A 7767-nucleotide genomic window follows, 5' to 3' on the forward strand; every position below is an offset into this window, starting at 1 on the left:
GATCATGCTCGGGGAATTGGCGGTGAATCGGGTGCTGGATAATCTGGAGTTGCCGGGGTAATGCGGGCCGGCTGAGTTATGCGATGCCCGTGCCGGCCTCTTCGCGAGCAGGCTCGCTCCCACATTGATCCTGGTCGGACGCAAACTTTGCGACCACTGAAGGAACCTGTGGTAGCGAGCCTGCTCGCGATCACAAAGGGGACGGATTATTTAACCCGACGGATGTGCTCGGGCAGCAGATTCGGTCGCGGGTCTGAAAATGCAGCCTGCGGCAGCTCGAGTGATATACGCATGAGCTGCCGAAGGCTGTGATTCGTTCTTGTAACGGCTAGGCTCATACTCGTTAGCGCACCATTAGTATGATAATTTGCGCAAAGTTCCCCAACCCGCAAAAGGCCCGACCATGGCTACCGTACGAAAAACCATAACCGTGACTGACCAGCAAGACCATTGGATCAAAGCTCAAATAGAAGCGGGACATTACACCAACGACAGCGAATATATCCGCGATTTGATCCGTCGAGAGCAAGAGCGAAACGCTGAACTGGAAGCCGTCCGCGCAGCCCTTCGAGAAGGAGAATCCAGTGGTGCCCCCCGGCCATTCGATGCTGATGCTTTCAAAAAGAGAATGTTGAGGGCGCATGGCTGAATACCGACTTACCCCCGCCGCCGAAGCGGATCTTGAGGCTATCTGGACCTATACAGCTCAACAATGGGGTTTGGATCAGGCCAATCGCTACATCGACATCCTGACTGCGTCTTTCGAGCAGTTGGCTGATCGTCCCAAAACAGCACCCGCATGCGACGCGATCCGCCCCGGTTACCGACGCTGCAGCGTGGAGAGTCACGTGATTTATTTTCGAATCACCGCCTATGGGATCGCGATAATCAGAATCTTGCATGACCGGATGGAAGCGCAGCGTAATCTCTAACCTTCTCGTATCACCGAAAATCAAAAGATCGCAGCCTTCGGCAGCTCCTACAAATCGATGTAGAAGCTGCCGAAGGCTGCGATCTTTGCTTTTGGGAGACTGGCGGAAGACAGCCGGAGTCGAACCTGCGCGGGAACGGTTGCCGTCTCCAACCAGGTTTGAAGCCCGGCCGCGCCGCTGATTGTGCGTCGGCATCGGCCTGCGCATCTCCGAGTGCAGACCTACCGTCCGTCGCAAACCCACTTTCACCTGTCAGATCTGACAGTAGCCAACTTCTCCCGCCCGGTATCTGATATCTCCATCCCGGCCAGCCCTCCCTGGCCATCTCATCAGGAAGGTGTGCCATGGAAAAGACGCAACCCGACAACACGGTCATGACGCTGTATCCGGTGATAATCCCTGTTGCCACCAAGAACGTGATCACTGACCCGCCGGCAGAACCACCGACAGTCACCTATGGCTTGCCGTTGAAGGTATTCACGGAGCTCACGCGCGATGAAATCAACGCCGCTGGTGTACAGGTGGTGGTCGATCCGCCTGCGGACGTTGGTCAATATGGCAGTATCAGACTCTTCGTCAACGGTGAGCAGAGCGGCGGTGCACAGACAGTCGTCAACGCGAGAATGGTCTTTCCCGTGTTCCAGAGGGCACTTCACGACGGCGTCATCAACACAATCCAATACATTCTGAAAAACGTCGCCGGCAATGACAGCAAATCCATCGAAGCGTGGGCGCTCTACAACGACACCTTGCCCGGCGGCAATGATGTGCCTGGCACCGGTGATCATCCGGGGCTGCTGATCAGTCTGCCCGAAGGGCTCGGCAACCCGGCGGTGATTGACAAGGATCAGGCCGCCAAAGGCGTACTCCTGACGTTCGATTACCCTCATTGCCGCGCCTACGATCAGGTGAAATACGAGATCAATCGCCAGACCTTCAAACACACGGTGACGCCGGAACAGGCGGGCAAGGCATTCTCGGTGCTGATCGGTCCCGACACCTTTCAAAAAATTGGCAGCATGAACAACTGCCCGTTCTCCTACACGGTGATCGATCAACTGCTCAACACCACTCACCGGGACCGGTGGTCGAAGTACATTTATGCCAACATTGACCTTGAGCGAAACTTCCTGCCCCAGCCGATCCTGCGCGAGGATCCCGACGATGACATGGACGATCCAGCGATTGTGGACCTCGACAAACTCGAGGGCCGGCCGCTATTGATCGTCGTTGCTCCCACTACTCCCGATTTTCAAAAGGGCGACACGGTCAGAGGGTATTCTCGGCTGAACGATTCAGCCGAGAAGCCGACCCAACCGGGCGTGATCACCGACAAGTTTGGAGTGCTGCAACCGTGCATTCTGGAGCTACCCAACGATCAACTGACTTCCGGCGCGCGCTTGCAGGTGCGTTATGAGCTGGAACGGCCGGCAGGCACCGTTGTTGGGCATTCCAGAACGGCCGAGGCCGAGGTCATTGGCGAAGCGGCGCCGGATCTGGTAGCGCCCATAATCAAACAGGCACCAGGCAACAGCCTGGATCCGCTTGCCGCGAAAGATGCGCTGACCGCTTTGGTCTTTGACCCTTCCATTCAGCTTGATGATGTAATCCAAGTGCGCTGGACCGCCGCCCCGGGCACGCCTGCCGACGGCTCCTACACCTCGCCGCCTCACGTGGTCAAAGTGCTGGGCACGCAGGAGATTGCGCTGGACAACAAAGTGGTTGCGTACAGTTTCGGTGGCAATGTGACGGTGGATTACAGCAAGACAACCGGATCGGCTACGCGCGATTCCCTGCCGCTGATACTAAGCGTGCAGGACATTGCCGACGGAGATCCTCGATTACCCACGCCGACGATCGACCGGGTGACGGGAGATGAGCTGGATCCTGCGGATTTGTTGCCGACGGATCATACGCGGACGACCGCTTGGCCGTTGATAGCTGTAGGACAGCGGGTTGATTTGACTTATAGGGAAATCAAACGTGATGGCAGTGCGGGAATTATTGTAGAGGCTTATAAAGGGAAAGAGGTGACGGCGGAGGATTTGGGTGGGATACGCCATCGTGTGCCACTGGACAAGTTGCTGATGATGGAAGACGACTCGACACTTGAGATTGAGGTGCGAGTTTCATTTGATAAAACTGAAGGTGGCTACATATCCTTTCCGAAGAAAGGATATACGATCAAGAAGGCCTTCGATGATTTGACCACCTTCACAAACAAGGACATGAATGGTTGGGCTTTTGTTAGTAACTTCGGGCAAATTATAAACGAAGGTGGTGAATACTACGCCCAGTCGCGCTACGTAAACGCTGGAGAGAATTTTACCATTAGTAAGTCATATAACAATATAAAAAGTGGTGAGCTGTGCGTTTTAAGTTTCGATTATCTAGTTCCAACACCCAGAGATTGCAGTGTGATGCTTGGCTTCCATCAAATTCCAACCATTTTTTTTCCTCCCTTCCGCCTACCAACCGCAGGTTCGTGGGCACATGTTGAAACCAGATTTTTCTTGGGAATACCTGATACCACCGATTACCACTCAATTACTATCGCGAGCACTACCTTTGAAATAATAAAGATAGACAATATTCGACTGAGGACCATCCCAAGATAAAGACGATGGAGTCACTGTAACTATTACCTTTTACCCTTACTGCTCTCGCTTATAAAATAAATGGCGGAAGACAGCCGGAGTCGAACCTGCCCGGGAACGGATGCCGTCCCCAACCGGGTTTGAAGCCCGGCCGCGCCACCGGGCGCGATTGTCTTCCTGAACTCAGGGTGCGCAGGCGTTGGCCAGCGCGTTGTCGGGGCGGATCTGGCGGGATTCGCCGAGGCGGCGGGTCAGGCCGAGTCGGTCGAAATATTCCAGATACTGAATACAGCGTTTGCGTCCCAAGCCTAGCGCATCACGGAAAGTTGTCACCTCAATCGCTGGATTTTCTTCGGCGAGTTTCAGCAGCAGCGCCGCCATTTGTCGCAGGACGATGTCGCTGATGAACAGGTCGCGCACCACCTGGTGCATAAGACCCAGCCGTGCCAATTTGCGCATTGACAGGCGAACGCTGGCGTCGTCTTCGCCGAGCATTTTCGCCGCATCGCGCACCCACGGCGGGTCGAAACCGGCCTGTTCGAATAACGGCTGTAATTGCTGCCAGAGGATTTCGTCGTCGGCATTCAGGCGCACCTGATGGTCGGGCAGGTGCAGCCAGGGGCCGCTGGCGAGGATCGAGCCGGCACTGAGCAGTTCGTCGAGCAGGCTGATAAAGGTCGAGCGTTCCAGCGCCAGCGCGCTGAAGCGGCGCAGACGATCGCGGTCCGGGCCCATCTGGTCGGGTTCTTGTTCGTGAAATCGCGCCAGTTGTTCGAGCAAGGTGAATTTCAACTGGCCCCAGCGCTGCACGTTGAACAGCAGCGGGCCTTGGCGGGTGTCGATCAGGCGGATGTTCTCCACCAGCGTCCACTGCGCGCGCGGGCGGTTGAACTGGCGTTCCAGGCGTTGCGGGTCGAGGCCGCCGGGGCTGTGGTTGAGCAGAGCCGGCAAGGCTTGTTCGAGGCTGACGCTGAGAGCGAGGGTTTGCAGTTGCGCAAGGCGTTCCGAACTGCGGCGATGGCGGGCCGGGGCGAACGGGTCGAGAACGACGCCGCCGCCGAGGGTGCGCTGGGCACTTGAGTCGCGCAGGATCAGCCGATCACCCTTCAACGCTTGCACCGGCGCGTTGATCAGCAGTTGCGCGAACATGCGCTCGCCGGGGCTCAGGCGTGGGCCTTGCAGCAAGGCGACGCGGGCGATGACATCCTGGGTGCCGAGGTGCAGATGCACCGGGTGAAAGTGTTCAAAGGTGCGCTCGCCGGGCAACAGTTGAAAGTCGATGTCGATGCGCTGGGTCGGGGCGTGCAGCCAGTCCGCCAGCAGCCATTGGCCACGGTGGAGCTGCGCCAGTTCCAGACGATCGCCGCTGAGGTTCAATGCCACGCGTTGGCCAGCGAACGCCTGTTCAGCGGCCTGGTTTTGCGCGTGCAGGCCACGGATGCGCACCGATTTGCCCGCGGGCCCCAAGACAAGTTTGTCGCCCACCGCAACCGTGCCCGACAACGCCGTGCCGGTGACCACAATCCCTGCACCCGCGACGCTAAATGCCCGATCGATCGCCAGACGAAAGCCGCCCTCACAACCGCGTGCCTGCACCTCGTTCTGTGCCTGCAATAACGCCGCGCGCAACTCATCGACGCCCTGCCCGTTCATGCTCGACACGGTAAAAATCGGCGCATCGGCGAATGGCCCGGGCGCCAGCAAATCGAGCACTTGGCGCTGCACCTCTTCCACCCTGCCCGCTCCCGCTCGATCGCATTTGGTGATCGCCACCAGCGCGCGGGGGATGCCGAGCAGCTCGACGATCGCCAGGTGCTCGCGGGTCTGCGGCATCACCCCGTCATCCGCCGCGACCACCAGCAACACCAGATCGATGCCCTGCGCACCAGCGAGCATGTTGTGGGTGAATTTTTCGTGGCCGGGCACGTCGATGAATCCGGTCAGCCCGGCGCCCGCTGCGAGTTCGGCGTAGAGATAACCGAGGTCGATGGTCATGCCGCGTTCGCGCTCCTGCGGGCGGCGGTCGCCGGTTTGCCCCGTCAGCGCCTGCAACAGCGAAGTCTTGCCGTGGTCGATGTGCCCCGCCGTGCCGACGATCACCGGTCGACCTGCAATTGCGCCAACTGCGCCAGCCACGCTGGCTCATCGTCGAGCTGACGCAGATCGAGCCACAGCGCATCGTCGCCGATCCGACCGAGCACAGGGATCGGCAAACCGCGCAACGCTGCTTCGAGATTCAATAAATAGCGCCCGCGCCAACGCTTGGACACTCGCGGGCGACAACACAGCGCCGCACTCGGCAGACGCGCCACCGGTTGGCTGCCGCTGCCGATCATGCCCAACGCCTCGACTGCACTGACCTGCCAGACCTCGCCCAACGCATCGGCGAGCAACGGTTGCAAGCGCACAGCCTGCGCATGAATGTCGGCTTGCGGCCGGGTCAGCAGACGCAGACTCGGCAGACGCTCGGCGAGGCGATCAGGGTCGCGGTACAGACCGAGCACCGCCTCCAGCGCGGCCAGGGTCAACTTGTCGACCCGTAGCGCGCGCTTCAATGGGTTTTTCTTGATCTTCGCGATCAGTTCTCTGCGCCCGACAATCAATCCAGCCTGCGGCCCACCGAGCAATTTGTCGCCGCTGAAGGTGACGATGTCGGCGCCATCGAGCAGCGCCTGCCGCACCGTCGGTTCCGCCGGCAGGCCCCAGCGCGTCAGGTCGAGCAGACTGCCGCTGCCCAGATCTTCCAGCAACGGCAAGCCATGAGCGTGAGCCAACTCGGCCAGTTCCGCAGTCGGCACCCGCGCGGTGAAGCCTTCGATGCTGTAGTTGCTGGCATGCACGCGCATGATCAAACCGCTGCGCGGGCCGATTGCCGCTTGGTAATCCCTGGCATGGCTGCGGTTGGTGGTGCCGACTTCATGCAGGCGCACGCCGGCGCGGGCCATGATGTCGGGGATGCGAAAGGCGCCGCCGATTTCGATCAGCTCACCACGCGAGATGATGCCTTCCTTGCGCGCGCCGAGGCTGTTGAGGGTCAGCAGCACGGCAGCGGCATTGTTGTTGACCACGGTCACCGCTTCGGCGCCGGTCAGTTCGCGGATCAGGCCTTCGATCAGATCGTCACGATCACCGCGCTTGCCGCTGGCCAGATCGAACTCGAGATTGAGCGGATAGCGTGCGGCCATTTGCACTGCTTCGATGGCTTCTTCGGGCAGCAAGGCGCGACCGAGATTGGTGTGCAGTACCGTGCCGGTCAGATTGAATACCCGGCGCACCTGGCTGCGTTGTTGTTGCGCCAAGCGTTCGCCGACGCGGCCGGCGAGCACTTCGGCGCCGATTTCCACCGCCGCCAATTGCCCGCTCAACACGCCGGGCCGCAGCTCATCAAGCAACTGACGCAGGCCCGTCAGCAACGAATCCCGGCCGTAACGCTCGGCCAACGGCGCGCACGCCGGGTGACGCAACAAGCCATCAATGGACGGCAACCGCAGGGCAACGCTGGAAGACATCAGCCACTCCTGATTCGACTGAAACAGCTCCTTCGGGAACAAGCTACCTCCCCCAAGGGTTTCAGAAGTGTAGACGCACTGTGCGAGCGAGCCTGCTCGCGATTGCGGTAAGTCAGCCAAAGATAATGCGTCTGAAACGACCCATTCGCGAGCAAGCTCGCTCCCACAGGGAAATCCGGGGCTGCAGGCTTTGTGATTCGGCACACAAATCTGTGGCTGGTTTGCCAGCGATTGCAGTGGGTCAGTCAAAAAAGGCGGTGGATGTGCCGACCGAATCGGTGGCAAGCCAGCTCCCACAGGGATTCGGGGTGGAATGAACATTGTTGGTCACCACAAAAACCTGTGGGAGCGAGCCTGCTCGCGAATGCGGTGTGTCAGTCAATGTGGAGGTGGCTGACCTGACGCCTTCGCGAGCAGGCTCGCTCCCACAGAGAAATCCGGGGCTGACCGGGCTTTGTGATTCGGCACACAAATCTGTGGCTGGCTTGCCAGCGATTGCGGTGGGTCAGTCAAAGAAGGCGGTGAATGTGCCGACCGAATCGCTGGCAAGCCAGCTCCCACAGTGATTCGGGGTGGAATGAACATTGTTGGTCACCACAAAACCTGTGGGAGCGAGCTTGCTCGCGAATGCGGTGTTTCAGTCAATGTGGAGGTGGCTGACCTGACGCCTTCGCGAGCAGGCTCGCTCCCACAGAGAAATCCGGGGCTGACCGGGCTTTGTGATTCGGC

At 59.4% G+C, this 7767-nt stretch carries 5 protein-coding genes and 1 tRNA gene; 3 read left to right on the forward strand and 3 right to left on the reverse strand.

The genetic code is table 11. The features are described 5' to 3' along the window. The first annotated feature begins 403 nt into the window (after positions 1–403). From D8U61_RS07385 to D8U61_RS07395, 3 genes are all read left to right on the forward strand, one after another. Entirely contained in the window at positions 404–649 is a 246-nt protein-coding gene (locus tag D8U61_RS07385; protein ID WP_083386978.1) for a type II toxin-antitoxin system ParD family antitoxin, read from the forward strand. Beyond that, complete coding sequence (locus tag D8U61_RS07390; RefSeq protein WP_016770737.1) at positions 642–932, forward strand: type II toxin-antitoxin system RelE/ParE family toxin; 291 nt, start codon at positions 642–644, stop codon at positions 930–932. Before D8U61_RS07385 ends, D8U61_RS07390 begins: the two co-directional genes overlap by 8 nt. 344 nt (positions 933–1276) lie before the next feature. Beyond that, a complete protein-coding gene (locus D8U61_RS07395) occupies positions 1277–3550 on the forward strand; it encodes a hypothetical protein (protein WP_130926689.1) in 2274 nt (757 codons plus the stop codon). A gap of 61 nt (positions 3551–3611) precedes the next feature. Here D8U61_RS07395 and D8U61_RS07400 read toward each other — a convergent pair. The 3 genes from D8U61_RS07400 to selA form a co-directional block, all read right to left on the reverse strand. Next, positions 3612–3707, reverse strand: a tRNA-Sec gene (locus D8U61_RS07400). A 5-nt stretch (positions 3708–3712) separates the two neighbouring features. Then, positions 3713–5629 carry a selenocysteine-specific translation elongation factor gene (gene selB / locus D8U61_RS07405; RefSeq protein WP_130926698.1) on the reverse strand — a complete coding sequence of 639 codons (1917 nt, stop codon included), beginning with the start codon at positions 5627–5629 and terminating at the stop codon, positions 3713–3715. Then, on the reverse strand, positions 5626–7038 hold the full coding sequence (gene selA / locus D8U61_RS07410; RefSeq protein WP_130926690.1) for an L-seryl-tRNA(Sec) selenium transferase: 1413 nt from the start codon (positions 7036–7038) through the stop codon (positions 5626–5628). Before selA ends, selB begins: the two co-directional genes overlap by 4 nt. Positions 7039–7767: the final 729 nt, after the last annotated feature.

It is taken from the genome of Pseudomonas sp. Sample_14 (genome assembly GCF_004307515.1).
GTDB classification, from domain to species: domain Bacteria; phylum Pseudomonadota; class Gammaproteobacteria; order Pseudomonadales; family Pseudomonadaceae; genus Aquipseudomonas; species Aquipseudomonas atacamensis.

Coding starts and splice junctions, on each gene's coding strand:
- D8U61_RS07385 (WP_083386978.1), top strand. CDS start 404: ATGGCTACCGTACGAAAAACCATAACCGTGACTGACCAGCAAGACCAT.
- D8U61_RS07390 (WP_016770737.1), top strand. CDS start 642: ATGGCTGAATACCGACTTACCCCCGCCGCCGAAGCGGATCTTGAGGCT.
- D8U61_RS07395 (WP_130926689.1), top strand. CDS start 1,277: ATGGAAAAGACGCAACCCGACAACACGGTCATGACGCTGTATCCGGTG.
- selA (WP_130926690.1), bottom strand. CDS start 7,038: ATGTCTTCCAGCGTTGCCCTGCGGTTGCCGTCCATTGATGGCTTGTTG.